Raw genomic sequence first — 24087 nt, 5'->3', positions numbered from 1 at the left:
TTAATAACCGGGATTCTGGTAAGCTGCCTTTTCGGCATCTGAGTTTCCCATCAGGTCAATCTGACCCTGGGGTATAGGACGCAGATCGTAGTGCAATTTAATATCGCGCGGAAAATTATTGGTTCCGTTGATGGAATAACTGCCGGCACGGGTACGCCACGTCCCGGTGCGTTTCAGGTCAAACCAACGATGTTGTTCACCGCACAACTCGCGGGAACGCTCATCAAGAATATAGTTGATATCGATTGTTGCCGGTGTAGTGTCAATCATGGCCTGCTCACGCCCTTCTTTTGCGGCGCGTTTTCGCAAAACCAAAATATAGTTGCGGGCTTTGGTGTTGTCACCCGTTTCCATAGCTGCTTCGGCGGCAATCAGGTATGTCTCGGCCAGTTTTGCCAGGATGAAAGGGCGGCCTGAGGCGTCGTTCACATCTTTCCTGTTTGGATCGGCAAATTTCTTTACACCCGGAAATATTTCCCGTGTAATTTCACTGGGGTTATAAATCCGGTAGTTTTTGGTGGCTTTGTATACATCTGAAACTTCGTTATCGGCAAAAACAAAAGCGGTATCGCCCACCTCCAGTGGTGTGCCGAGAAGGCCGGTTACCGGCACATTGTTATTCAGATATGCGGTAAAGAAAGTGGCATGGTACCGGGAATCGTTGGTTTTATCCGCGAAAATAACCTGTCTCAGGAAATGAGTACTCGTAAAACGCATCCACGGACGTTGATATTCCAGTGTCCGTAACAGGACTCCTCCGGCATCGCTGTTTCTTAATTTAAACCTGGCCGGATAGTTGGGTGTGTAATACGAACAGGAACGATCGTCTTTTCCGGTAGGGCCGGACCCAAAGCCTGCGGCTGTTTCGTTAAATTCATACGACTCATTCGTATGTTCACAGGTAAACAGTACTTCGCTGTTGTGTTCGTTGGTTGGTCGGATGACTTCAGCATAAGACGTCAACAAGGCGATCCCGTATGAATTCTCGGTGTAAGGATTGGCCGGGCTCAGTAACTTTTCTGCTTCCGTGAGAGCCAACTGATAGTCTCCATGAGTCAAATAAACTTTTGCCAGAAAATGGATTGCGGTTGCCCTAAAAGCACAACCCGGCAGACGCGGATTGACCGGCAGATTTGTTTCGGCCTGTTTCAGGTCGGCAATTATAGCTGTATACACCTCATCCTCCGTATTCCTGCGTGAAACGTTACTTTGGCTGGTATTAAACTTCAACTCGCCCGAGCCGAGATCAAGTGGTACACCTCCAAACATTCTGACCATCTGAAAATAATAGTAGGCCCGCAGGAAATAAGCTTCGGCAATCAGGCTTTCGTCCATTCCGGCTTCGGTGCCATATTCAATAATCCCGTTACAGGTATTGATGAAGGGGAAAAGATTATTCCAGAATGTACTGACGTCGCCGGTACTTGCATTAATGGGATTGGAGCCGTTCGACATATCCAATGACTGGACCGGGGTCCCTTCTCCCGTGGTAAATTCGTCGGTACCGTACTGGGTGCTGAATTGCGATGCCTGCGCACCCGAGATGTAACGTAAGCCATCATAAGCAGCGGTAAGACCGGCATCAATCCCTTTTTTTGTCGTAAAAAGATCGGGCGTTAATACCGATCGTGGTTGTTCATCCAGAATGTCACTGCACGAAGCTAAAAAAAGCAGCATCATTCCGATAAGCATATTTAAAATATGTGATTTCATACTGTTCATGTTTTTTGAGTTAAATTGTTTAGCTGCTTAAAATTTCACATTCAATCCGATTAAGAAATTACGGGTAGGAGGAGTATTGGCGCCGATTGATAAAATACGGTCGGTAAGGCCTCCTCTCAGAGAAGTATTCGCGCCCTGAGGACCGCTTCCTGTTGCTTCGGGGTCAAGACCGCCGGCGTCCATATATGGTGAGAACATGGTAAACGGATTTAAGCAGGTAAAATAGACCCGTACGTCTCTGCAACCAATATTGGCAAGCAGTTTAGGATCGAAGGTATACCCCAGGGAAATTGTCCTTACTTTCCAGAATGAAGCATCAAAATACCCAAGTGTCGAGCCCCAGTCATCCTGTTCGGCAGAGTTTTGATTACCGGGTTGTGGATACGTTCCTGAAGGATTTTCCGGGGTCCAGTAATTCACTTTTATCGAGTTGCGTCGTCCGTTATTGGTACTCAGGTAGCTATGCGGCATGTGCATGGTACTGACCAGCATGCCTCCCGATTTAAAGAAGCTGACGATGGATAAGTCGAAATTTTTATAATAAAGGCGGGTAGAAAATCCTCCTGCAAAATCGGGTTCAAATGTTCCAAGGATTCTTCGGTCGCCGCTGGCCGTAATTTGGCCATCGGGTTCGCCGTTCGGGCCCCCGCCGATATCGTCAACTTTGATTTTGCCGGCAGCATAAGTTCCCAGGTAAGGCGCCTCATTTTCCTGGATAATGCCCAGTTTGACGTAGTCGTAGATTACATTAATCGGCTGGCCTACAAAGAATCCGTTTCCGATGTCCTGGGTAACACCACTGTTCAGGGCTACGATTTTATTGCGATTTGCATAGATATTGAAATCCATGTCCCATCCGAAACCGCCTTTTTCATGCGGCTTAATAATTTGGGCCGACAACGCGAATTCAAATCCCTTGTTCTCGGTAGCGCCGATATTCTGCCAGATCTTATTTGATACTCCGCTGCTTTGCGGCAATTGTACCGCGTACAAAACATCACTGGTTTTTTGTTTGTATAAATCGATATAACCTGTAAGGCGGTTTTTCATGAATCCGAAATCAATACCCAGGTTGTAGTTCTTCGTATACTCCCATCCCAGCCCCGGATTGGGCAGATCGGTAACATAAGCTCCATACACCAGATTCGATCCGAAGTTATACGGCACCTGCGACAACCGTCCCAATGTTGAATAAGCGTCGATTGCCTGGTTGGATGTTTGCCCGTAGCCGACGCGTAACTTTAATTGGTCGACCGCGTTAGCATCTTTCAGAAACGATTCATTGGCAATATTCCAGCCTGCCGAAAAGGCGGCATAATTGTGCCACTTATGGCCGGATGCCAATACTGAAGCTCCGTCGCGGCGCCAGGTTGCAGTAAGGGTATAACGGTCTTCAAAAGCATACATCACTCTCGCCATAAGCGATTTTAAACCACGTTTGTAATATGCCTGATCTTTTGCATCGATTGTTTTGGCTCCGTCGGCTAATCCCAAATTATACCAAAGCAAATAATCTGCTGAAATATTATCAGCATCCATCTGTGATTGGCTGAATTCTGACTGCTCTGCCGAATACATCAGTGTTGCATTAGCACGGTGTTTTTCGGCAAAAACCTGGTCAAAGAATAACAGATTCTCTGCTGTCCAGGACGTAAAGTGTTTGTTTTGAACTGTTGCTGATGAAATACTTCCGTTTTTAAACGGCGTTAACGAGCCATAAAAATTGCCGTAATTTTCGCTGTAATGGCTTAAACCCAAATTAAGACGGTATCTCAGAAAGTCTGTTAATTTGACTTCTCCAAAGAGTGAATTAAAGGTGGCATAACGCTTTCTTTTTTCCTGCCATAATTTGGAATTCTTCAGTAAAAGAGGATTATAATAAGTGTCTACATGGCCGACGGTGGGTATCTCGCGAATACTTCCATCGTCGTTAAAAGCCGGCATCAACGGAGATAGGGTGATGATATTATTCATCACGGAGGCGCTGTCGCCGGCGGTTATTGCGTACGAATTCTGAGAGCTTAATCCGATTTTGATGTACTTGCCGATTTCCTGATCGACGGCCGTACGCAGTGAATAACGGGTATATTCCTGTCCTGGCAGTACAGCCGTTTCATTGTAGTAGCTTCCGCCAAAAAGATAAGCTCCTTTGTCGGTACCTGTCGAAATGCTTACATCGTGATTTGTCACCATAGCGTTGCTATACATCAGGTCTTGCCAGTCGGTTTCCTTTCCGGCCGCTATCATTTCCTGTTCCAACGGAGTGTATTGATCCTTATAGGAACTGTTCACCGTAGCATGTTTAAAAGCCTGAAATTCTTCCCCGTTATACACCGGGTACTCTTTTGCAACTGTTTTTACACCGTAATAACCATTGTACGAAATGGATGCTTTGGTGTTTGCGTTACCCCTGAATGTAGTAACCAAAATCACACCGTTGGCCCCGCGTGAGCCATAAATAGCGGTGGATGAAGCATCTTTCAGGATGTCGATACTTTTGATATCATTTGGCGAGATGTCGTTAATTGAACCTGCAAAAGGGATCCCATCCACCACAATTAACGGATCGTTGGTTGCATTCAGTGAGCGTTCACCGCGAATCCGGATTTGCATGGTGGCTCCGGGGCGGGTTGATGTTTGCGACATCTCAATGCCTGGCAGGCGACCTTGTAATGCCTGAGATGCGTTGACGGAAGGAACTTCTCTCAGAACTTCGGCACTAGCAGATACAATCGATCCGCTCACATCCAGCTTCTTCATGGTTCCGTAGCCAACAGCAATCACCTCTTCAATACCGATTGTTTGCTCCCGCATGGTTACATTCAGCTGGCTTCTGTTGTTTACCTCAACTTCCAGCGATTCCATTCCTACAAAAGAGAATAGGAGGATTGCATTTGCCGGAACGCCTGATAAGGTGTAGGTTCCGTCGAAAGCGGTAATGGTGCCGGTGGTCGTTCCTTTTACAATAACGGTGACGCCGGGCAGGGTGTTTCCCTGGGAGTCGGTCACGGCGCCTCTCACCGTACGGTCGCCCTGTTGTTGTCTGAAGTCGTTCAGGCTGGTCGTTTCGCCGTTTTTCTTGATCACGACAATCCGGTCGTCAATTTCATACGAAAAACCGTAAGGGACCAACACTTTATCCAGAATTTGTTCAACGCTGGCGCCTTTCAGGTCAATATCAACCACCGGAACATCTTTGAGGTGATCTGAGCGGAAAAGAAAGTAGAAATTACTTTGATCTTCGATGTTCTTCAGAACTTCTTCAATTTTTACTTTCTCCAGCTTAACACTTAGGTTGGTTTGCTGCGAGTAAACACTCGCCGAGACTTGTACCAGTCCCAGAATGAGGAAAAATAGAGTAATTCTCATCATAAGAAAGAAATTTTTCCACCCGCTTCGAAAAGCAGGATTACATCGTTTTTTTTTCATAAATTCGAACTGTTTAATTCTACATTTAAGTTAATTACTGAGTGTAGGGCGGGGGATGGTACGAACATTTCCCGCTTTTTTTACTCAATGGTTATTTGTCTGCCATCTATATAAAATTTTACTTCATTGGTTTTTTCTATTTTATTCAAGATTTCTTCAAAATTGTCGTAGCGTTGCAGGTTTCCGGTAAAGCGCGATTGTTTGGCTTTTTCGCTGGCAAAAACAATGTCAACATCATACCATTTGGACAATTTTTTCATGATATTGGAAAGCAGTTCGTCATCAAAAATAAAGCGGCCTTCTTTCCATGCAGTGTACTGACTGACATCAACCGGTCGTTTGGAGATTTTGTCAATGCCCCGGGCATAATATGCCTGTTCATTGGGCGAAAGCAGTTGCGTAATTTCGGGATGGGCGGTCAGGCTAAGCGCCACTTTTCCTTTCACCAGGGTGGTAAAAATAACCGGATCTTCTTCGTAGCAACTGATGTTAAAACTTGTTCCCAGTACTTCCAGTTGTTGTCCTCCCGAAATCACCCGAAAAGGGCGCTGAGCGTCGGTAGCTACTTCGAAATAGGCTTCACCCGTGAGTTCAACTTTGCGTTCCCCGCTCTCGAACCTGACCGGAAAGCGGAGCATGCTTTCTGCATTCATCCAAATTCGGGTGCCGTCGGCCAGCTTGACCGAAAATTCGCCTCCGCGAGGTACGCTCAGGGTATTGTAAACCGGTTCCGCGGTTCTTTTCCCGAAGTCGGTATATTCGAGTTTATCCCGGGTATTTCGGATAGCCGTTCCTCTTTCTTCCATGAAAAAATCAAGCTTGTCTGATAGGTTGAATGTCCTTCCGTCATCAAAAATCAAACTGGCCTTTTCGGTTCCCGGAGCAATCAGGCCGGAGTAGCCGGCGTAATGTAACTGATTCCGGGTTTGATTGTTATAGTAAAAGAGTAAAGCAATAAGCAGCAGGGCTGCAATACCGGCAACAGCAACCGAACGGAACTGACCGATCAACTTACGCCGTTTTGCTTTTTCTTCCGTCTGTTTCCATGCCTGGTCGATTTCGAAAGGTGTATGGGGTAATGAAGAACCGTTCCTGAGGAATTCTTCGGCGTCGCGGAAATAGCGGCGGTGAGATTCGTCTTCGCCAAGCCATTCCTGAAGTTGTTTTATCTCTTCTTCCGAAGCTTGCTTTTGGACGGCTTTCCAGATTACTTCGATATCGATCGGGTGATCAGTTTTGCCCATGTGTAAGTATTCCTTTTTACCATGTGACACCAAGCCCGAAGAAAAGGGTGACAAAATTATAGAAAAAATTTCAGGGAAGTGGCCTGGAACAGTTTCTCCCGGAGTTTGTCTTTAGCCCGTTTCAGCTGGGTTTTAACGGTATTCTCCGAAATACCTTTTGCCGCGGCAATATCTTTGGTTTTTGTACCCTGTGTGTATTTCATCAGAAATAACTCTTTCATTTGGGGAGGAAGGGATTCAATTGCCTCGTGAATTTGCCCGGAAATATCGATTTCTTCCCAGCTCGACGGGTCTTCGCTGTTTAAACTGGCTTCGATGTACAGTAACTTATGCCTGTCGTATACCTGTAAGTCGCGTAAATGATTCAAACAACGGTTTTTAACCGATTGGTAGAAATAAGATTTTATCGACGAATCCAGTTGCAGGTGCCGGGCATTTTCCCAAAAATAAATGAACAAATTTTGAACGATGTCCTCGGCCAACTGCCGGTTAAACACGAAACCTTCGGCAAACCTGGTCAAAAAGGGGTAGTATTCACGAAATAAGGCCTCAAAAACCTTTTTGTTTTGGTTTTTTATCTCCGTAAATAATATCCTGTCTTCAATTTTCATCGGCCGTTTTCATAATAGCTGTTGAGTATGTCGTAAATTAAAGTATATTTTTCTGGTTATCAATGAGGAAATGCACCCACTTTTGTTGCGAGAACAGACCAGACCAGACCGGGATGTGATTCTGTTTGCGTAATATCTGGTTGAAAATCTAATGGTTTAACGGTTAAAACCGGCCTGCAAAAGCGCTTAAAATTTTAATGATGGGCCGCATATGTTTTTCAACAGAAAAATGTACTTTTGTTCTCTGTTGAATTTTGTAAGAAGATACCCGGATTATCACTCGTTCCGCTTTTCTTACAAGCCATTTTCACAAAAAGAAGATTCAGGAAAATATCATAACCTGCAAAACAAAACAACAAGATGAAACGATTGAAGATTAAAGAGGTATTGGCCGGCGGACAAGTTGGTCAGCAAGTACTGGTAAAAGGATGGGTACGGACCAAACGCGGCAGTAAAAATGTGAATTTTATCGCCTTAAACGACGGATCGACGATCAATAATTTGCAGGTTGTTGCCGATGTTGAGAAATTTGGCGAAGACTTTCTGAAAGATATCAATACCAGTACCTCGCTGGGCATTACCGGTGATTTGGTCGAATCGCAGGGAAGCGGACAAAGCGTGGAGTTGATCGCGGACGAAATCACGATCTACGGGAAGGCTGATCCGGAGAAATACCCGATTCAGCCGAAAAAACACAGCCTTGAATTTTTGCGCGAAAATGCCCACCTCCGGTTCCGGACAGCTACGTTTAGTGCTATTTTTCGCCTCCGGCACGCGATGGCCTTTGCCATTCACAAATATTTTAACGACAAGGGTTTTTGTTACCTGCATACGCCGATTATTACCGCTTCGGATGCCGAGGGTGCCGGGCAAATGTTCCGGGTTTCGACGCTTCCGGCGGTTAACCCGCCCGTAACCGATGAAGGCGAAGTGGATTTTTCGCAGGACTTTTTCGGCCGCCCGACCAACCTGACCGTGTCCGGTCAGCTCGAAGGCGAACTTGGCGCAACGGCCCTGGGAGAGATTTACACCTTCGGCCCTACCTTTCGCGCCGAAAATTCGAATACCACCCGCCACCTGGCCGAGTTTTGGATGATTGAGCCGGAGATGGCTTTTTATGAGCTGACCGACAACATGGACCTGGCCGAAGAATTTTTGAAGTACCTGATCAAATACGCGCTTGAAAACTGCATGGACGATCTCAAATTTTTGAGCAGCCGGCTTCAGCAGGAAGAAAAAGATAAACCGCAGGATCAGCGGTCGATGGAACTGATTGAAAAACTTCAGTTTGTACTGGAGAACGATTTTGTGCGTTGTACCTATACCGAAGCCATCGATATCCTGAAAAACTCGAAACCATACAAAAACGGTAAATTCCAGTTCCCGGTTGAATGGGGCATCGACCTTCAGAGCGAGCACGAGCGTTACCTGGTTGAAAAACACTTCAAAAAGCCGGTCATTCTCGTCAACTACCCGAAAGAAATCAAAGCGTTTTATATGAAGCAGAACGACGACGGGAAAACGGTAGCTGCCATGGACGTCTTGTTCCCGCAGATCGGCGAAATCATCGGAGGATCAGAACGCGAATCCGATTATGACAAGCTGGTTACCCGCATGAACGAAATGGGCATCCCTGCTGAAGAAATGTGGTGGTACCTGGATACCCGTCGTTTTGGGACCGTGCCTCATGCCGGTTTCGGCCTCGGATTTGAACGTTTCATCCTCTTTGTGAGCGGTATGGGAAATATTCGCGATGTCATTGCTTTTCCGAGGACGCCAAAAAATGCCGAGTTTTAATACTGCACGACGTTTTTCTGTTTAAGCACGAAGGGACATCATTTTTTTTGTAAATTAAGATTTATTGGTCTGTTTTTGCCGATAAGTAATTATATTTGCCTTCGGCGGTAGGGGTTTAAGAATAAAATCAGGTAAGGGATCACCTGATATTTTAGATAAACTTTCAAATACCGGACGCGTGATACTTCTGATAATCAGCAAAATAAACAACGATACGTTTACCGGAGAACCTTCCGGCAAATTGTTCAGCCTGTTAAAACCGGCCAGGGCGCTGATGCGCCGGGGAAGCCCATCCGTTTTCATCTTCTTCGTTCTGATCCTGCTGTATGTAATGCCTTCGCGGGCGCAGTCAAACCTGTTGCTTTATCAAAGCAAGGACGGACCGAACGACAACCCGGCATGGCTACTGACCCATGAAAAATTCAGTTTCAGCATTTTTCCCTTTGCAGGCACTTCGATTAGTTACAACCATCACGATGCGGTAAGAAAAATGCTGGATATCGATCCGGACAGCGCGGATGAGGAAGAATTTACAGCCGTTGTAAAAGATCTTGTTTCCTCCAGACAGGCTTATCTGCAAACAGAGATCAACCTGATCAACCTTTCTTTGCAAACAAAATCGGGGACATTCAGCCTGCGGGTCCGCGAAAGCGTTTACGGCACGGCACGGCTCAAAGGCAATTTGTTAAACTTTTTTGTCGATGCTTCCGACACCCTGTTTACGCTCGGGAAACAACAGTCCTTTCCTTCCGAGGGAATTCATTTCAGGCAATACAGCCTGGGTTATGCTACCCGGTTGATTCGCGATAAACTTATCGTGGGAGTGAGGGGCAACCTGTATTTCGGGAAATCGTTTGTCAGCACCGATGTGTCCGGTACGATCGTCGAAGATGCCAATAGTTTTTATGTCCGTTCAGCCGGGTACCTGAACTTCTCGGGCCCGGTCCGGGTCGTTGAGCGGGCTGACGGAACAAAAGATTTAGCCCGGATCGAAGATTACAGCGTTTCGGATTACCTCAAAAACTCGAAAAACACGGGATTTGGGCTCGACTTGGGGCTCAACTATCAAATTGACCCTTACCTGACGTTTACGGCCAGTGTTACAAACCTGGGAAAAATCAACTTTAAAAATAACCTGCAAGCACTCAGTCTCGACGGGCAGAACAGGCTCAGCAGCAGCCAGGTATCGAAACAAACGCTGGATGACGGCACCGAGGTTTTGGTGAAAAGGGTGGATGAGATTTCGCTTAAAAACACGTTTCGGAATCTGGCGGAGGTAAACGATACGGTAGTTTCGGGAATGAAGGCTCCCCTGCCGATACTGTTTTTTGGCGGCTTAAATTACGAGCTCAGCCCCGACTGGTCGGTTGGAATCGCCGACAGGCTGGTAAAACACGGAGATCTGACTTATAACAGCCTCCTGCTTTCGGCAACCTGGCAGGTAGCCAGGCAGATCTATGTGAGTACCGGGTACGCGGCTATGGGTACATCTTATCTGAATATTCCGCTGGGGATTCAGCTTAAATGGGCTAAAGGAACGGCCTACATTGCCACAGACCATGTCCTGCCATTCATAAGTAAATCAGCATCCGATATCCGGACACTCAGTTTTGGAGCAAATTATTACCCTTTTCACCGGAAGGTCAAGTATAAGGATGTTCCTTACCTCCCTTTCTTCAAACTAAAAAAGAACAGGCGCTTATAGTCGCTTTAAACGCGTTTGGGTCCTTAATAAAAACGAAGAAACAAACGCTTGCCGGCAGGCAAAAACCGGATAAAAGTCCGGTCGGACCTGCATTTTAAAAATCTGCGATACGGGGTTCGTATAAAAATTATAATTTTGGAGAAAGTTATAACGTATGCCATCTCAGAAACTCAGCTTACAGCAAAAATTATTACAGAAGCTCTCGCCGCAACAGATTCAGGTGATCAAGCTTTTGGAGATTCCGACTGTTCAGCTGGAACAACGCATTAAAAGAGAACTGGAGGAAAACCCCGTATTGGAACTGACCAGCGAATCTCCTTCAGATGAGACCGACATGCCGGAAGACGACCAGGGGAGCGACCGCGATAACGAGGAATTCTCGTTGGAGGATTATATGGATGAAGATGATATTCCCGAATACCGGCTTGCAGCCAATAATTATTCCAAAGACGATAAACAGATCGATATTCCGTTTTCGGCGGGCACCAGTTTTCATGAGTCGATGAACGAACAGCTTGGCCTGGCCGAATTGAGCGAAACCCAACGAAAACTGGCTGAGTACATCATCGGGAATATTGATGAAGACGGTTATTTACGCCGCGACCTGCTTTCGATCAGCGATGACCTGGCTTTTAACCTGAACATGGATGTGAGCCTGAGCGAACTGGAAGAATTACTGGAAATTATACAGGAATTTGACCCGCCCGGCGTTGGGGCCCGCGACTTACAGGAATGCCTGTTGCTTCAGATTCAGCGAAAGAAAGGCAACCCGGCTACCATGCTCGCGATGAATATCATCAAAGATAATTTTGAAGAATTCACCCGGAAGCACTATGATAAGATCCTGAAAAAGTACGAAGTTAGTGAAGACGGGCTGAAAGACGCGATTGCCGAGATTCTGAAGCTGAACCCCAAACCGGGAAGTTCGTACAGCAATCCGCTCAGCAAGTCGAACCAGGTGATTGTTCCCGATTTCATCCTTGAAAACAACGACGGCGAATTACAGCTTTCGCTCAACCAGCGCAATGTGCCTGATTTGCGGATGAACAGCCATTACATGGATATGCTGAGGTCGTACAGCGAAAACCGAAAGAACATTTCGCGCGACCAGAAAGACGCCCTGCTGTTTGTCAAGCAAAAAATGGATTCGGCCAAGTGGTTTATTGATGCCATCCGCCAGCGGCACCATACCCTGATGATTACCATGTCGGAGATTATTGAATTTCAGAAGGACTATTTTATGGATGGCGATGAGACCCGGATGAAACCGATGATCCTGAAAGATATTGCCGACCGGACCGGGCTGGATATTTCCACCATCTCCAGGGTGTCGAACAGCAAATATATTCAAACCCATTTCGGGATTTTCCCGCTGAAATACTTCTTTTCCGAGGGCATGCAAAAAGACACCGGCGAAGAGGTGTCGACCCGCGAAATCAAAAAAATACTGGAAGATTGTATCTCGGGTGAGAACAAACGAAAACCGTTGACCGATGACCGCCTGGCGCAGATCCTGAAAGAAAAGTCGTATCCGATAGCGCGGCGTACGGTGGCCAAGTACCGGGAACAATTGGGTATTCCGGTTGCCCGTTTGCGTAAAGAACTTTAAATCCCGGAAACACGAATTTAAAGATAAACAGATGAAAATTCTCCAATTTGCCGCCCGGGTCGTATCTTTTCTCTTTCATCCGCTGATCATCCCTACAGCCGGCTTCCTGTTGCTGATGAATACCAACTTTCACTTCGCCCTGCTTACGTTCGAGGCCAAGAAACTGATCCTGCTGGTTGTTTTTCTGAGTACCTTTTTGCTGCCGCTGGTTAGCATTGGTTTTATGAGCCTGAACAAGAAGGTGAAGCTTGACCTGGATAAACATACCGACCGGGTATTGCCGATGCTTTACTCGGCTGTTTTTTATTATCTGGGCTATTATTTTTTAAACCGTTTACCCATCTACCCGGTTTACCGCGTTTTTCTGATTTCGTCGGTGCTGATCATTGTCCTGCTGCTCTTCATTTCCATTCGCTGGAAAATAAGTGCCCACATGGCCGGAATCGGCGGTCTGATCGGTGCGATCATTGCCCTTTCTTTACGTTTGGGGATGAATACGACCCTCCTGGTCATGGTCCTGTTTGGAATTGCAGGCCTGATCGGATCTGCGCGGCTATTGCTCGGAAAACATACGCTCCTGCAGGTTTTTGCCGGATTTTTTCTCGGGTTTCTTGTGAATTACCTGGTTCTTGGGCTGATCTGGTAAGGCCGAGGCGCTGATTTATTCAACAAACTTATAACCAATCCCTTTCAGGGTTTTGATGTGGTCGTTCCCGATCTTCTCGCGTAGTTTGCGGATATGAACGTCAATGGTGCGGTCGCCGACCACGACATTATCTCCCCATACCGAATAGTAAATTTCTTCGCGGGTGAAAACTTTTCCGGGTTTTGACACCAGCAGCGAAAGCAGTTCAAATTCTTTACGCGGCAGGATCATCTCCGTATTGTTTATTTTAATCATGTAGCGTTCCTTGTCGATCACCAGGTTGCCAATGGTGATGGTGTTGCTGTTTTCGGAGGGGGCCGACGTCCCGGTACTGCCGGTTCCGGTTCGTTTTAGAAGCGCTTTTACCCGGCTGACCAATACCTTTGGGCGGATGGGTTTGGTGATGTAGTCATCGGCGCCGGCTTCAAATCCGGCAATCTGCGAATAATCTTCGCCCCGGGCCGTCAGGAAGGCGATGATACAGCTTTGCAGGGCCGGTATTTTACGCATTTCTTCGCAGGCCGCGATTCCGTCCATCTCGGGCATCATCACATCCAGAATAATCAGGTGTGGCAGTTTTTTCTCGGCAATTTTAATGGCATCCAGCCCGTTTTGGGCCGTATATACTTTAAAGCCTTCTTTTTCCAGGTTATAGCTGATGAACTCTAAAATGTCAACTTCGTCATCAACCAGCAGTATTTTATATTTCTCGTCATTCATACGGGCAGCATTAACAGCGGTTAAAGGTATTCCTGTTTTGTAACAATCGGGTTACGTTTTTATTAAAAGAATCTGAGAACGAACATAAGAGCTTTCTGCCGTAATTTATGCAAATGCAGTTGAAAAAAAACAAATTCACACAGATAATTTTCAATTTTTTAAAAGTGCGCGGGTTTATCTGGCTTTTTCGAGCGTGAAAGTGAAGGTGGTACCTTCATCAACAACCGATTTTACATTGATGGTTTGTTTGTGGGCTTCAATAATGTGTTTCACGATAGACAGGCCCAATCCGGTTCCGCCCTGTTCCCGCGAGCGCGATTTGTCGACCCGGTAGAAACGCTCAAAAACCCGGTGTAATTCACTTTTTTCGATCCCGATGCCGTTATCCATCACTTCAATCATCACGGTATCGCTCAAATCGTAAAAACCAACTTTTACAAAACCCTTCCGTTTTCCGTATTTGATGCCGTTGGCTACCAGGTTGGTCATCACTTCCATGATCCGCTTTTTGTCGGCGTGTACGATGACCGGATTTTCCGGGCGGTCGATGATCAATTGGATCTTACGCTCATTGGCCATCATCAATTCCATTTCGAAAACTTCGTCGACCATTTTAATCAGGTCGAAATTCTCTTTTCTCAGTCTGAGAACGCCCGATTCAAGTTTGGTAATCGATTCGAGGTCCTCCACGATGGAAATCATCCGGTCGATACTTTTCTCGGTGCGTTTCAGGTAAAGCTTATTAATTTTCGGGTCGTCCAGCCCGCCTTCCAGCAAGGTCAGGATGTAGCCCTGGATGTTAAAAATCGGTGTTTTCAGCTCGTGCGAAACATTTCCCACGAATTCTTTCCGGTACCGTTCCAGGTCTTTCAGACGCGTAATTTCCTGTGTTTGGTTTTTGGCCCATTCTTCCACTTCTTTTTGCACATCGCCAATAATGTTACTGTGTACGTTCTCTTTTTCGCCCTTATCTTTCTTTCGGGCCGGAATTTCGCGGATAAACTTGTAGATGGGTTCAATTTTATTGTTGATGTACCTGATGAATACAAAATTGACGGCAAAGTAGACAAGGGCAAAAAAAATGGCGATCAGAACCAGGTTTATATAAAACGGGGGGTTGGCGTACTTCAGGATCAGGCCAAAAAAAAGGCTTAAAACTGTCACCATCAGCGCCATATGAAAGGCTAATCTCTTTACCGGGTAGGTTTTCATTTCATCATAATTTTACCGGTAAAAATAGAATAAAAAACAATGTCTGTCCTCATTAACAGTAAATTGACGGTTAGTTAACGCTAATTTAACACCCTTGCACCCGTACCTCCTTACTTAGCTTATATTTTTGCACCCGTTATTTTATGTCTTAACGTATATGGAACAATACTACCTTCTTCTTGTTGTAGTCTTGTTTGCTCTGGCCATTTCTGATTTGGTTGTGGGAGTAAGCAACGACGCGGTAAACTTCCTGAATTCAGCAATCGGATCGAAAGCAGCTCCCAAGTGGTTAATTTTTTCAGTTGCCAGTCTCGGTGTATTAGTAGGGGCCGTTTTCTCAAGCGGAATGATGGAAGTGGCGCGGAAAGGCATTTTCCATCCGGATATGTTCTTCTTCTCGGAGATTATGGTCATTTTTCTGGCTGTTATGATCACCGACGTAATTTTGCTGGACATGTTCAATACTTTTGGGCTACCTACGTCCACAACTGTTTCGATTGTTTTCGAATTGCTTGGATCGGCGGTGGCCGTTTCGTTGGTAAAAATTCAGCGGGCCGGCAATAGTATGGCCGAACTTTCAAAGTATATTAACAGTGAAAAGGCGCTGGCGATCATTTCGGGTATCCTGATCTCTGTTATTATTGCTTTTCTGGTAGGCGCTATTGTGCAATATGTTTCCCGTTTGGTGTTTTCGTTCCGCATGCAACGTACTTTACGTTATTACGGAGCTTTGTTTGGCGGCCTTTCCATTGCTGCCATGACTTACTTCATGATCATTAAAGGAGCCAAAGGCGCTACCTTTATGTCGGAAGAAATGGTTGATTTTTTGATGAATAATATTTTCATGCTGTTGGTAATCAGTGTTATCGGCTGGACAATTATTTTGCAGTTATTGTACTGGATATTTAAAATTGATATTCCCAAGGTGATTGTACTGGTGGGTACCTTTGGTTTGGCCCTGGCCTTTGCCGGTAACGACCTGGTGAATTTTATCGGGGTACCGCTCGCCGGATTCCAGTCGTTCACAGCCTGGAAATCAGCCGGCGGCGTGAGCGCCGACGCCTTCTCTATGGAAATGCTGAAAGGTAAAGTGCCGACTCCTGAATATATGCTTCTGATTGCCGGATTGATTATGATTATCACTCTGATCACTTCGCGGAAAGCGCGGAACGTGGTGGCCACAACGGTTGATTTATCCCGTCAGACCGAAGGTGATGAACGTTTCGGTTCTTCCATCCTGTCCCGGGTGATTGTCCGAAAGACCATTCAGGTGAATAAAAACATTCGGAAATGGCTGCCCGAGAGGCTCAATACCTTCATTGATTCCCGCTTTGAGCAAGCCCGGGAACTGCGCCAGGTCAGGGGCGAAGAAAAAGCGGCTTTCGATAAAATCCGTGCATCTGTTAACCTGATTGTTTCGGGGATCCTCATCTCGCTGGGAACTTCGCTCAAGTTACCGTTATCAACTACCTACGTTACGTTTATGGTGGCAATGGGAACCTCGCTGGCCGACCGCGCCTGGGGACGCGAAAGCGCCGTTTACCGGATATCAGGCGTGTTTGCTGTGGTTGGAGGTTGGTTTCTTACGGCCTTGGTTGCCTTTACCGTATCCCTGGTGATTGCCGGTATTATTGCCATTGGAGGTAGCTACATGGTTTTTGCCTTTATGGCATTGGCCGTTTTCACAGTGGTGCGTACACATACTGTTCTGAAAAAGAAAATTGCAGCCCGGAAAATTGAAGACGAAGAAAGCATTTCACTCAACGATGAAATTGAAAAAGTAATCGAAAAAACCAAAAAACAAGTGGTAAACTCCGTGTTGATGATTAACCAGGTTTATTCAGTAAGCATCGAAAGTTTTCTAAATGAAGACCGTACTCATCTGCGCGAGGCGCTCGACGGGATCAATACGTTCAATAAAAAAACCAAAAAAATGAAGAACAAGGTTTCGGATGTAATCGAAACCCTGCAACAAAGCGATTCGCTTATCATCAGCCAATCATACGTGCAACTGGTTGAATACCTGCGCGAAGTTACACACTCGCTTACCTACCTGGTGGAGCCGCTTTACGAGCATATGGAGAATAACCATAAGCCGTTTATCCATAACCAGGTGAAGGAACTGTCGGTGTTTATGACAGAAATCAGCGACTTTGTGAATATGACCCTGCACGTGGTGAAAGAAGAAAAGTTTGAGGAAATTGAAAACATTATCCGGCAGCGCGATGCCATCTTCAACCGGCTGGCAATCATGGAAAAAGCCCAGATTAAACGGATCAAAAACAAGGAAGTGAATACCCGCAATTCGGTTCTGTACTTTAACATCATCAGCGAAACCAAAAACCTGCTGATGAACTATGTGAACCTGATCAAAGCGCAGCGGGATTTCTTCTCAAACGCGAAAAAATAAACCGCCCATAAAAACAGAACGGCAGCCCAAACAGGCTGCCGTTTTTTTCTCTTTTCCATCCAGACTCTCTCCGCCGCTTAAAATAAAGAGAGGCCCGTCAGAATATGGCGGACCTCTTTGTCAATAATTTGCTAAAATCTTAGTATTGATTTTTAAGAACCTGTTTAAACTCGGCCGGTTGAGCTTTCAGATCGCCGTCTAAGCCAAAGGTGGGGCTGTATTTTCCCGACGGGATGTCGGTAACAGTGTAATAGTTGCAGTTGCGGGCGACAACAATCTCCTTGGTCAGTGCGGTGGCCAGCATACTGCCAACAACGTTTCCGATGATACTTCCGGTGTTGACTGATACATTTAAGGTGATATCACCCGTACGGTGAAACAAAATCTCGTCGGTTCTGGCCGACTTCAGCAGGTATTCAATTTTGACATTGATTTGCGAGGCAATGGCCGTTTTATTCCATTCGTGAATGGTTGTAAATAACACGGCATCAACCCCAAATAAATCACCAACCTGTTTCATGGAGTTGTTAATGAACAGTTCGGCATCATAGGCGCTTTCTTCTTTTAAGATTTCCATCGATAAAAGCGGGGGCATCACATAGTAGCCCCTTAAGGTTAAGGGTTGGCTCAATGAGCTGTAGAAGAGTTCTTTGGCCTCAACCTTGGTACTTCGGTTGATCGGTGGGAGCAACAATACCGAAAGCGGTTTCTCCTGGTAGATGTTTTTATAAGCTTCGGATTTTGGTAACAGTTTGGCATTCGAACAGCTGGCAAGCATCGCTGCCGCTACGACAAAGTAGAGTAGATTTTTCATTCTTCAAATCGTTTGATAATTCGGTCAATAAATGGTTTCGATTCCGGGTACATCATGGTTTCCTTGATCAGGAGTTCTTTGCCTTTGGCTACCTCGCCTTTTCTGACCAGGATGTAGCCATAGTCGGCACAAACTCCCGGAGGTGGGGCCTTGCGTGTCCCGCCCGGTTTATTGATCAGTTTTTCGTAGATCTGAATCAGGTTCTCGGTACTCTGCTCATCGGCAGTCTTGGTATAGGCATATACTGCATCGTCGTACCCACGCCAGTTATAAAGCGGTTTTTCGGTGGTACACGAAGAGGCAGCCAAAGCAAAAATTGCAATTAGAGTATACTTTAGCGATTTCATGGAAGTATGATTTTTTTGGTTTCTTGTAATCCGATAAAGATGTTTTCGTCAGTTAATGTGTTGTTTCCCGACACCACCTGAATTTGGTGTTTTCCGGGGGTAATCACTACCGGATGGGCTTTCCGGATAGCTTTCAGTTTGTACACTTTTTCAATGGGGTAGCTGGTTCCGTCGACGATTACCGACACGTTTTCGTATTCCTGTCCGTTGGTTACGACCACCACAAACGACGAATTGTCCTGTCCGGCAGAACGGGTGCTGTACTGGTGAGGCCCGCAGGCGCTAAAGGCAAACAGGGCCAATATAAAAATGATAATTTGTTTCATAGGATTATTTTTTCGCAACGATGTAATACTTGTCTAATGCAGTCGGGTCAATCGTTCCGTCGACCAACGAAGCGAACGAGATCTCATCCTCAGGCGTCGAACCCATCGTTTGGTCAATGCGGATCGTGCCTGCCGTTTTACCGGGCAGCTCAATATTCAGGCCGGTTTGCGGGTTTTTCACCAGTTTGCCTCTTTCTATGATCGTGAAGGTATCGCCGTCTTTTATTCCCTGCGATTTACCACCCGAAATAATGTAGGTGCCGTCTTCAACCGAAAGAATGTAAGCTTTCCAGGGTTTGTCCATGCAGCTGTTGATGATGTTTTCGACCAGCTTTGAAATCGCAGCCGAAATGGCTTTATCCGATAAGGTTGCATCGAAATCGGCAGATTGGCCAAAGCCCATCACCCGTTTGTCTTCGGCAGTAGCTTCACCCTTGGCTTCGCCACTGTAAATAATAATCCCGGTGGATACATCGACCAGGCGGACACTCACACCAGCTTCAACAATTTGTTCTTTACTGCTCGAAAAAACCTTTTGAGTGCCAATATTTTTCCGTCCGTACTCGGTAATTGAACCAATGATGAGGTAATCGGCGCCAATATTTTGTGAAATACCGCCACTCGTGTTCAGTTCGCTTACAATTTTGTCGTAGTCCTGGCGCTCAATCAAAAGAAACTTGTCAGAAGCCGCTAACCGGGTCGATAAAATGTCGCCCGCTTGCTTGCCCATCGGGTCATTTTCCTTGTCATAGAAGACACTTTTTGCATATTGAGTCTCGTTTGAAAAACGCCCGATAGCAACTTTCCTTTTCAACGCCATTTCCTGTTGCGCGTAGCAGGAAATACTTACCAGAAAAGAGATAAGCATTAAAAGGGAGATGGATTTTTTCATAAAAAATGAATTATTTAATTAATTAACTTTGCTTTCCGAATTAAGAAAAATTTCTCTCTTATACGTAGTTTTGGCATAAAACTTTCTGAATCCAAGCTGTTTTTTTGCATATCCTGTTTTTTAACGACACAATTTATGGAAAAACCGCTTATCGATTAACATTTGTTTTGTAAAATTTCATAATTCATATTATTTCTAAATAAGCACTTGTGGGATGAAATCGTTTATTCGGGGCAGGCTTTGTTTCAGTTTTTCAAAGAACGCTCAGCTAAGTTAGCAAAAGTTTTAAAGAGCCATCCGGCAGTTACCGGACGGCTTCTTTCTGCGTATTAATTTATCTCTCATTCCCGTTACAAACGACTAACAGCGAACCCCTCGTCATCGCTGGTACTAAGAAGGGGTAGATGGGGACAAATGCTACATTTTCCTGGTTCAGTTTTCACAATTAAAGTTACCGCTACTTACCCCTTGCAACCCGGTCTGCTTAACGGGTAGATGGGGTTTCACAGCACACTTTCCAATAATATGTCACAGCGATGAAATACTTATAATCTGTCGAATAACCACCAATTAACATCAAATTTCTTATCACTGTTGTCTCGAAAATTATATGGGGTCATAATCCGACAATGAAAATTTATGTCAATAGTTGGAGATTTTATCATTTCAACCAAAATAATTGTTTCTTGATTTGACGAATAAATCATAACAAAATCAATCCAACTCAGGTCTTCTTGTTTTTCAAAGATGTTTTCAACTAACTTCTCCTCCGAAATAAACCTTCGCTCCTTTAATATTTTTAGTCCTAAATCTCTGTTAAAATTATTAGTTGAAGATCTCATCTTGTCAATCACAACATAATGAGATATTAACTTAACATCTTCTGAAAGTGAATTTGTACAACATTGTGATACAATTGAGAAAACACCTTCGATGCATTTTCTCACATTAATTTTTATTTCAGCAATTTCCATGTTCTCGGAAAGTTGTTATGGAACAACCGATTTGAAGTTATTTACAATATTTGTTTTCAGGTGAGACGGAAATTGATATTCAACATGAGGGATTGTCGAACCTGAACTTATATTATAACCTGTATTAATGGTAACATCTCCATTATGATACATTTGATTTAATGTACCTCTAGAGATTGTCATTTGTTGAACCGTCCCTCCATCTCTGACGTAGGTTGCTGCATACTCGGGATTATCCGTCATGAATAAAGAACCTCCATCACCTTCGCTACCGGTTGTGCCCCCCAGCTCCTCCGGATATGCACCAACATAGATCAAGGTGGCTGGTCAGGATTTGCAATCCTGACCTTGTAGCCTGGGATTTGCAATCCCATTAATGCAGCTGCCTTTACCATACGAATTCAATGTTAACCAAGCCTTTTTCGCCCGCATAATCCCTTGCGGAACTGTACAAATATTCCTCGGGATTTGCCACCAGTTCAGCCTTTACCGGGTTGTTGCGGATATACTCCATTTTTTCTTCAAGAAACGCCGTCATATAATTCAAAGAATCAACAATCACGTGCTTGTACACCGGGCGCGTAAACAAATCAATCCATCCTACAACCGTCAACGTGAGGTAGTAAGTATATCCCGGCGATATCTTGTTGCGTATCCCCATAGGCGTGAAGGTATAAATTATTTGGCGGATGCGGATTGCAAATCCCCTGTTAATAAGTGGCTATTCCGGAAGCTACCACCCAGTAATCCGGCGTATACCACCCAGGTTGAGTAACTAAATCGAAGAACTTATTTGACTGACAATATTACCGTTTTTTTCTTAAACTCTCACCTTTTAGTTCAAACCGGTGTGCCGTATAGACGATCCTGTCCAGAAAGCTGTCGGCCACGGTGGGTTCGGAAAAGACATCAAACCAACTGGCCACCGGCAACTGGCTGGCAATAATGGTTGACTTTCGGGCATGGCGGTCCTCGATGATTTCCATCAGATCCAGTTGCTGTTGTCCTTCCAGTGGCGATAATCCAAAATCGTCCAGGACAAGCAGCTCTGTTTTGGCCAGTTTGTCAAAAACCCGGGTTATAGTGCCTTCCAGTCGGGCAATCTTTAGTTTCATCATCAGCTTTTGCATATTAAAATACGCTACGCTATAGCCCAGTTCGCACGCTTTCAGTCCCAGGGCCGAGGCCAGTGAACTTTTGCCGACCCCGGTTAGTCCGACAATGATCACGGCCTCCCCGTTCTTGATGTAATCGCCCATGCCCAGCCTTGTCAACAGGGATTTGTCGATTCCCCTTGCCGGGTTGGTGTCGATTTGATCCAGGCTTATCCGGTAACGAAAGCGGGCATTCTTTTCCAGCCGGCTGAACCGGTTCATTTTACGCTGGTCCTGTTCTGCCTGGAGCAGCAGGGCCAGCCCGTCTTCCAGGGAAAGTTCTGTAGTTTTTCTTGTCTCAATTAATGTTTTCCAGCAGGCGGCCATCCCTGACAACCGAAGCCCGCTGAGTTGGGTGATCATTTGATCCATCTTCTTTTCATTTTTGGTTTGTACTCTGATTATTTTCCTTGATTATTGATAGTCTCCCCGGATGTTTCCGTGTTTGGGGAGTTTCTTTATGGTTGAAGGCTTATCCGATGTCATCCTGTTTTCGATTCGCCTGCGAACAAACTGATAACTTGGTATGCCGTTGGCAACGGCCACCCGGCAGGCTTCTTCAAAACAGAAGGGATCGGTTTTGCGTTGAAGGCTCAACAACCCCTCACAGCGTTTGTATAAAACCTCGGGCGTTTCTTCCTTTGCAAACATCATCTTCATCAGGCAGAGCAGGCCATCTGACCGTTTGCGGGCCAGGTCCATGTAGTACCCGGGGCTGCGGTCCATGTAATGCTGATGGGCCGATGGCATGTGCTCCCGCACGAGCGTATATCCGAAACCGATGGTGCGCCGGTGAGTGGCAACCAGCTCTGATTTGCAATAGATCCGCACCAGGGTACGGGTATAAACCACACTGGCCTGTTCCCCGGTGCAGGCGTAAGGAACCGAATAATAGTGTTTGTCCCGTGCCAGGTAAATACAACTGTTTTGCTGCACCCTCAGGCTCGCATAATAACGGATATCAAAACCTGACAGGGGCAAGGCTTTTAACAGTCCTTTTTCATCGGCCAGAAAGTGTTCTTCGCGGCTGTACTCCCGTTGTTGCATCCGGGTCTGGTTATGTTGCAGGATCTTTTCGCTGATCGCCCTGTTCAGGTCGGCCAGGGAAAAAAAGACATGGTTACGCAACCGGGCATACACCCGCTGGTAAACCAGCTTAACCTGGTTCTCCACCAGAGCCTTGTCTTTTGGGGTCCGCACACGCGCAGCCAGCACGGCAAAACCATAGTGGTTGGCAAAATCGTCCATCACCCGGTTAATGTCCGGTTCATACCGGTCGGTTTTGATCACGGCAGCCTTGAGGTTATCACAAACCACAATTTTGGGGACACCACTGAGTGCCTGCAAACAGCAGCCAAGTGCATAAAGAAAATTTTCCGTGTTCTGATGGGAAACAGCCATGGCAAAGCTGTAATCCGAGTAAGGCAGGGTAGCCACGAAAACATACGCTTTTATCGCTTCCCCGGTCTCACGATCAACGTAAGAGAGCGTATCCCCTGCAAAGTCGACAAAAAGTTGCTGCCCGGGCTGGTGGGTCAGCACCGCGGAAGATTTACGGGCTACACGCAACTGGTTTAAATGAAAGCAGAACTGGGAGTAGCTGTACCCCTGCGGGTGCTTTTCACGGTATTCCTGCCAAAGCAGTTTGATGGTCACGTGCCTGCGTTTGAGTTCTCCTTCAAGATAAGGGAGCATTTGTTTCAGCTCATTAAAGCGATCTTCCAGGTAGGCCGGGTTTCCGGCATGAAAACGGCCTTCCAGCACCGGATCATCCAGGGTAAGAAGCTCTCCGATATCCAGTTTCCCGGATGCTATTTTTTGCATGTAGTTGTTGACCGTCCCTTTGTAAATGCCGAGTTCTTTTCCGATCTGACGGTTGGACAGCCCGCTCTGATGAAGCCTCAAAATTTGTTTTAACTGACTCATAAGTATTACTTTTCTTGCCATAATCCGTGTGCTTGATTGGTTTTATAAGCACACAAAGTACTCGAAAAGTTACTCAGGGAAACCAGGTTAGTGGGTGCATATGCTCCGGATTCTGTCAGAACCCGCCAACGGGATGCCACGAAAAAATATCCACCTGTCTGCCATTGGATTAGCGGCCCATTTTTGGGTGGTCATGCTCCGGAATCCGTGCCGTTTTCTCCCGTTTTCGGATAACTTGCACCCACTGGGTGGTTATGCTCCGGAACCGGTCTGGCCGGGGCAGCGTGATTCCTTCAAAATCACATTTTACAACCTAAAATGCCCCAAACAACCCCGTTTTTGGGTGCATATCCGCCGGAATGTCATGTTTTTTCCTTTTGAAAAACGTTCATTTCCTCTGGATTCTTTCTAAATTACTGGGTGGTTGTGCTCCGGATTATCCATTAATAAGGTCAGGATTGCAAATCCGGTCCAGCAACCGCTGCCCTCGACATATCCCGCCGAGCAGGGGGATAAAGATAATATACTTAGATTTAAAAAGTTATAGCG

Annotated in this window: 20 protein-coding genes; 6 read left to right on the top strand and 14 right to left on the bottom strand. The window is 45.8% G+C overall.

Features of this window, described 5'->3' with window-relative positions; all coding sequences use genetic code 11:
- The 4 genes from ACOIT5_RS07090 to ACOIT5_RS07075 all read right to left on the bottom strand — a co-directional run bounded on the left by ACOIT5_RS07090 (position 1) and on the right by ACOIT5_RS07075 (position 7006).
- Positions 1-1713 (bottom strand): RagB/SusD family nutrient uptake outer membrane protein, encoded by a 1713-nt coding sequence (locus ACOIT5_RS07090; protein WP_423129776.1) that lies wholly within the window; start codon positions 1711-1713, stop codon positions 1-3.
- 36 nt (positions 1714-1749) lie between these two features.
- Positions 1750-5094 carry a TonB-dependent receptor gene (locus ACOIT5_RS07085; RefSeq protein WP_423129775.1) on the bottom strand — a complete coding sequence of 1115 codons (3345 nt, stop codon included), beginning with the start codon at positions 5092-5094 and terminating at the stop codon, positions 1750-1752.
- Positions 5095-5231: 137 nt separating this feature from the next.
- Positions 5232-6395 carry a FecR family protein gene (locus ACOIT5_RS07080; RefSeq protein WP_423129774.1) on the bottom strand — a complete coding sequence of 388 codons (1164 nt, stop codon included), beginning with the start codon at positions 6393-6395 and terminating at the stop codon, positions 5232-5234.
- Between the two features lie 56 nt (positions 6396-6451).
- Complete coding sequence (locus tag ACOIT5_RS07075) at positions 6452-7006, bottom strand: RNA polymerase sigma factor (RefSeq protein WP_423129773.1); 555 nt, start codon at positions 7004-7006, stop codon at positions 6452-6454.
- 360 nt (positions 7007-7366) lie between these two features.
- Between ACOIT5_RS07075 and asnS the strand changes: the two genes are divergently transcribed.
- The 4 genes from asnS (at position 7367) to ACOIT5_RS07055 (ending at position 12763) form a co-directional block, all read left to right on the top strand.
- Positions 7367-8803, top strand: a complete 1437-nt coding sequence (gene asnS, locus ACOIT5_RS07070; protein ID WP_423129772.1) for an asparagine--tRNA ligase — start codon at positions 7367-7369, stop codon at positions 8801-8803.
- Positions 8804-8981: 178 nt separating this feature from the next.
- On the top strand, positions 8982-10508 hold the full coding sequence (locus ACOIT5_RS07065) for a DUF5723 family protein (RefSeq protein WP_423129771.1): 1527 nt from the start codon (positions 8982-8984) through the stop codon (positions 10506-10508).
- 154 nt (positions 10509-10662) lie between these two features.
- Positions 10663-12117 (top strand): RNA polymerase factor sigma-54, encoded by a 1455-nt coding sequence (rpoN, locus tag ACOIT5_RS07060; protein WP_423129770.1) that lies wholly within the window; start codon positions 10663-10665, stop codon positions 12115-12117.
- 31 nt (positions 12118-12148) lie between these two features.
- Positions 12149-12763: a hypothetical protein gene (locus ACOIT5_RS07055; RefSeq protein ID WP_423129769.1), complete on the top strand. Its 615-nt coding sequence runs from the start codon at positions 12149-12151 to the stop codon at positions 12761-12763.
- A 15-nt stretch (positions 12764-12778) separates the two neighbouring features.
- Here the strand turns inward: ACOIT5_RS07055 and ACOIT5_RS07050 are convergent, their stop codons facing one another.
- Complete coding sequence (locus tag ACOIT5_RS07050; protein WP_423129768.1) at positions 12779-13483, bottom strand: response regulator transcription factor; 705 nt, start codon at positions 13481-13483, stop codon at positions 12779-12781.
- A 174-nt stretch (positions 13484-13657) separates the two neighbouring features.
- Positions 13658-14695, bottom strand: coding sequence for a sensor histidine kinase (locus ACOIT5_RS07045; RefSeq protein WP_423129767.1), 1038 nt, complete (start codon positions 14693-14695; stop codon positions 13658-13660).
- A gap of 157 nt (positions 14696-14852) precedes the next feature.
- Here ACOIT5_RS07045 and ACOIT5_RS07040 point away from each other — a divergent pair, with 157 nt between their 5' ends.
- The gene (locus ACOIT5_RS07040) at positions 14853-17105 is read left to right on the top strand and encodes an inorganic phosphate transporter (protein ID WP_423129766.1); all 2253 of its coding nucleotides are present in this window, start codon (positions 14853-14855) and stop codon (positions 17103-17105) included.
- 139 nt (positions 17106-17244) lie between these two features.
- On the opposite strand, the gene ACOIT5_RS07035 is transcribed toward ACOIT5_RS07040, so the two are convergent.
- The 8 genes from ACOIT5_RS07035 to istA form a co-directional block, all read right to left on the bottom strand.
- Entirely contained in the window at positions 17245-17919 is a 675-nt protein-coding gene (locus ACOIT5_RS07035) for a GNA1162 family protein (protein WP_423129765.1), read from the bottom strand.
- Entirely contained in the window at positions 17916-18266 is a 351-nt protein-coding gene (locus ACOIT5_RS07030; RefSeq protein ID WP_423129764.1) for a DUF4810 domain-containing protein, read from the bottom strand. Before ACOIT5_RS07030 ends, ACOIT5_RS07035 begins: the two co-directional genes overlap by 4 nt.
- A complete protein-coding gene (locus tag ACOIT5_RS07025) occupies positions 18263-18592 on the bottom strand; it encodes a hypothetical protein (protein WP_423129763.1) in 330 nt (109 codons plus the stop codon). The genes ACOIT5_RS07030 and ACOIT5_RS07025 overlap by 4 nt, the downstream gene beginning before the upstream one ends.
- A gap of 4 nt (positions 18593-18596) precedes the next feature.
- On the bottom strand, positions 18597-19484 hold the full coding sequence (locus tag ACOIT5_RS07020; RefSeq protein WP_423129762.1) for a CsgG/HfaB family protein: 888 nt from the start codon (positions 19482-19484) through the stop codon (positions 18597-18599).
- A gap of 545 nt (positions 19485-20029) precedes the next feature.
- A complete protein-coding gene (locus ACOIT5_RS07015) occupies positions 20030-20458 on the bottom strand; it encodes a hypothetical protein (RefSeq protein ID WP_423129761.1) in 429 nt (142 codons plus the stop codon).
- A 388-nt stretch (positions 20459-20846) separates the two neighbouring features.
- Positions 20847-21119: a hypothetical protein gene (locus ACOIT5_RS07010; protein ID WP_423129760.1), complete on the bottom strand. Its 273-nt coding sequence runs from the start codon at positions 21117-21119 to the stop codon at positions 20847-20849.
- A 145-nt stretch (positions 21120-21264) separates the two neighbouring features.
- On the bottom strand, positions 21265-21984 hold the full coding sequence (istB, locus tag ACOIT5_RS07005; RefSeq protein ID WP_423127130.1) for an IS21-like element helper ATPase IstB: 720 nt from the start codon (positions 21982-21984) through the stop codon (positions 21265-21267).
- 42 nt (positions 21985-22026) lie between these two features.
- The gene (gene istA, locus ACOIT5_RS07000; RefSeq protein ID WP_423126725.1) at positions 22027-23538 is read right to left on the bottom strand and encodes an IS21 family transposase; all 1512 of its coding nucleotides are present in this window, start codon (positions 23536-23538) and stop codon (positions 22027-22029) included.
- Positions 23539-23671: 133 nt separating this feature from the next.
- On the opposite strand from istA, the gene ACOIT5_RS06995 reads away from it, so the two are divergent.
- Entirely contained in the window at positions 23672-23950 is a 279-nt protein-coding gene (locus tag ACOIT5_RS06995) for a hypothetical protein (protein ID WP_423126726.1), read from the top strand.
- The last annotated feature ends 137 nt before the right edge of the window (positions 23951-24087 follow it).

It is taken from the genome of Gaoshiqia hydrogeniformans, assembly GCF_049347105.1.
GTDB classification, from domain to species: Bacteria; Bacteroidota; Bacteroidia; order Bacteroidales; family Prolixibacteraceae; genus Gaoshiqia; species Gaoshiqia hydrogeniformans.
This window is presented reverse-complemented; position numbering and strand designations above follow the sequence as displayed.

Excerpts from the sequence above, each read along its gene's own strand:
- ACOIT5_RS07090 (WP_423129776.1), bottom strand. The coding sequence starts at position 1,713 with ATGAAATCACATATTTTAAATATGCTTATCGGAATGATGCTGCTTTTT.
- ACOIT5_RS07085 (WP_423129775.1), bottom strand. The coding sequence starts at position 5,094 with ATGATGAGAATTACTCTATTTTTCCTCATTCTGGGACTGGTACAAGTC.
- ACOIT5_RS07080 (WP_423129774.1), bottom strand. The coding sequence starts at position 6,395 with ATGGGCAAAACTGATCACCCGATCGATATCGAAGTAATCTGGAAAGCC.
- ACOIT5_RS07075 (WP_423129773.1), bottom strand. The coding sequence starts at position 7,006 with ATGAAAATTGAAGACAGGATATTATTTACGGAGATAAAAAACCAAAAC.
- asnS (WP_423129772.1), top strand. The coding sequence starts at position 7,367 with ATGAAACGATTGAAGATTAAAGAGGTATTGGCCGGCGGACAAGTTGGT.
- rpoN (WP_423129770.1), top strand. The coding sequence starts at position 10,663 with ATGCCATCTCAGAAACTCAGCTTACAGCAAAAATTATTACAGAAGCTC.
- ACOIT5_RS07055 (WP_423129769.1), top strand. The coding sequence starts at position 12,149 with ATGAAAATTCTCCAATTTGCCGCCCGGGTCGTATCTTTTCTCTTTCAT.
- ACOIT5_RS07050 (WP_423129768.1), bottom strand. The coding sequence starts at position 13,483 with ATGAATGACGAGAAATATAAAATACTGCTGGTTGATGACGAAGTTGAC.
- ACOIT5_RS07045 (WP_423129767.1), bottom strand. The coding sequence starts at position 14,695 with ATGAAAACCTACCCGGTAAAGAGATTAGCCTTTCATATGGCGCTGATG.
- ACOIT5_RS07040 (WP_423129766.1), top strand. The coding sequence starts at position 14,853 with ATGGAACAATACTACCTTCTTCTTGTTGTAGTCTTGTTTGCTCTGGCC.
- ACOIT5_RS07035 (WP_423129765.1), bottom strand. The coding sequence starts at position 17,919 with ATGAAAAATCTACTCTACTTTGTCGTAGCGGCAGCGATGCTTGCCAGC.
- ACOIT5_RS07030 (WP_423129764.1), bottom strand. The coding sequence starts at position 18,266 with ATGAAATCGCTAAAGTATACTCTAATTGCAATTTTTGCTTTGGCTGCC.
- ACOIT5_RS07025 (WP_423129763.1), bottom strand. The coding sequence starts at position 18,592 with ATGAAACAAATTATCATTTTTATATTGGCCCTGTTTGCCTTTAGCGCC.
- ACOIT5_RS07020 (WP_423129762.1), bottom strand. The coding sequence starts at position 19,484 with ATGAAAAAATCCATCTCCCTTTTAATGCTTATCTCTTTTCTGGTAAGT.
- ACOIT5_RS07015 (WP_423129761.1), bottom strand. The coding sequence starts at position 20,458 with ATGGAAATTGCTGAAATAAAAATTAATGTGAGAAAATGCATCGAAGGT.
- ACOIT5_RS07010 (WP_423129760.1), bottom strand. The coding sequence starts at position 21,119 with ATGGGGATACGCAACAAGATATCGCCGGGATATACTTACTACCTCACG.
- istB (WP_423127130.1), bottom strand. The coding sequence starts at position 21,984 with ATGGATCAAATGATCACCCAACTCAGCGGGCTTCGGTTGTCAGGGATG.
- istA (WP_423126725.1), bottom strand. The coding sequence starts at position 23,538 with ATGAGTCAGTTAAAACAAATTTTGAGGCTTCATCAGAGCGGGCTGTCC.
- ACOIT5_RS06995 (WP_423126726.1), top strand. The coding sequence starts at position 23,672 with ATGCCACGAAAAAATATCCACCTGTCTGCCATTGGATTAGCGGCCCAT.